We start from the raw sequence: 1,669 nt of genomic DNA on the forward strand, positions 1-1,669 counted from the left end.
ACGACCTCCAGGGCCAGCTGGCCGCCGCTCTCCAACCGATGGCCATCGCGACCGCGACCGCCGCGTATGGGGAGACCCGTGAGGCCATCTTCAACTTGCGCGCCTCCACGCGCCACGCGGGTGAACACTGGCTCACCACCCTGCGAGCCTTCGCGGAGGACTGTGCCCGGCGCTACGGGCTGGACGTGCGGGTCGAAACGTCGGGGGACAGGCGAGCCCTTACACCCGATACGGAAACCCAACTTCTCTTGGCCGTGAAAGAGGCTGTCCTCAACGCTTGCCGGCACGCCCAGGCTAGGCAGGTGGTGGTCTCGGTGGCGGAAGGCGTCGAGGCTCTCCAGATCCGGGTCACGGACAACGGTACCGGCTTCGATCCCGGGTCGACCCATCCCCCCGACGGGTACGGCCTGCGCATCATGCGGGAGCGGGTCGAGGGCGTTGGTGGGCGGATGGACTTGCGCTCCGACCCGGAAGAGGGACTGAGGTGGAGTTCGTCGTGCCTGGAGACGCTACCGAGCCATCAGGATGGAACCCGCGCTCCACGATGGGTTTTCCTTGGACTCCACCGGCCCTCAGCCCTTGATTCGTCAGGCCCTTCGTGGGTGGATGGTCCAGGCCGGGGCGAACGGGACGGCCTGGGATGAAGGGAGGGGGAACTCCTTGAAGAGATGGGCCGCCGGGCTGGTCCTTGCCACACTCCTGGCCGGGGTCGTTGGGATCGGGTGGGGGCCGCGGGACCTCCCCGCCCGCCTCGTCAACCGGTACAGCCCCCACGCCCCGTCCAGCCCCGAAGAGTGGGCCCGGGTGTATGGCTATGGGCCAGACGAGCTGGTCGAGTTCACCTTCGACCGGGGGCGCGGTAGGCCGTTCTTCCAGGGCGAGGTCAACGGGCGGCCGGCCAGCCTCTTTTTTGACTCAGCGAACGCGTTCGGTCTGACGGTGCCTGAGGCGTGGGTTCGCCAGGAAGGCTGGAGGGTGACGGGCGAGCGACCCCACGTGGTGGGCGGGCAGCCGACAGGCACCTTCCCCGATTTCACGGTCACTTCCCTCGCCGTAGCCGGCGTGGCCCTGCCCATAAGCGTAGGAACCTCATGGGCTGGCAACGAGGCCAGTTTCGGCTGGCCCAGCCTGAGGGGACGCACGATCACCCTCGACTACGCGCACGGTCGGGCGGCCATCGGCTCCCGCCCGCTGCCCGAGTCGATCACCCCGGGCCGCGGCCGGTACGTGGCCCGCTACGTCTCTCCCGAGGGCTATGCCGGTGCAGTCCTGATCCCCACCCGGGTTCGAGGGCGCCAGTACCTCGCCCTGGTGGACACGGGTGCTTCGGTCACCGCCATCGATCGGACCCTGGCCGAAGAGTGGGGGCTCGCCCCCAACCTCTTGGGACGGGTGAGGCTGGAGGGGTTGGAGATCGGTCCTTTCCGACTGGACGTCCCGTCGGCCGCCCTGCGCCCGGTCCGCACCCTCTTCCGGAGCGGTCCCCGGCCGTCCTTCGTTATCGGCGCCGACGTCCTTTGCCGCTTTCTGGTCACCTTCGACTACGCCGCCGGACGCTTGATCCTGGAGCGGTAAGGGGCCGGCTCACGTCTCGGCCTCCACCCACCCAGGCCAGGACCGGCCTGTCCCAGGACATTGGTCCTCGTCCATCCCTCGAGCGGGCTATCCC

2 protein-coding genes are annotated in these 1,669 nt (G+C 69.0%); both read left to right on the forward strand.

All coding sequences use genetic code 11. The annotated features are described in order from the left end of the window. Positions 1-644 (forward strand): sensor histidine kinase (locus tag FWJ67_RS10995; protein WP_414482841.1); only part of this gene is annotated, 644 nt, incomplete at its 5' end. 16 nt (positions 645-660) lie between these two features. Continuing rightward, on the forward strand, positions 661-1,575 hold the full coding sequence (locus tag FWJ67_RS11000) for a retropepsin-like aspartic protease (RefSeq protein ID WP_414482842.1): 915 nt from the start codon (positions 661-663) through the stop codon (positions 1,573-1,575). The last annotated feature ends 94 nt before the right edge of the window (positions 1,576-1,669 follow it).

Origin of the sequence: Limnochorda sp., assembly GCF_047459355.1 — a bacterium.
In the GTDB taxonomy this organism is placed as follows: domain Bacteria; phylum Bacillota; class Limnochordia; order Limnochordales; family Limnochordaceae; genus Limnochorda.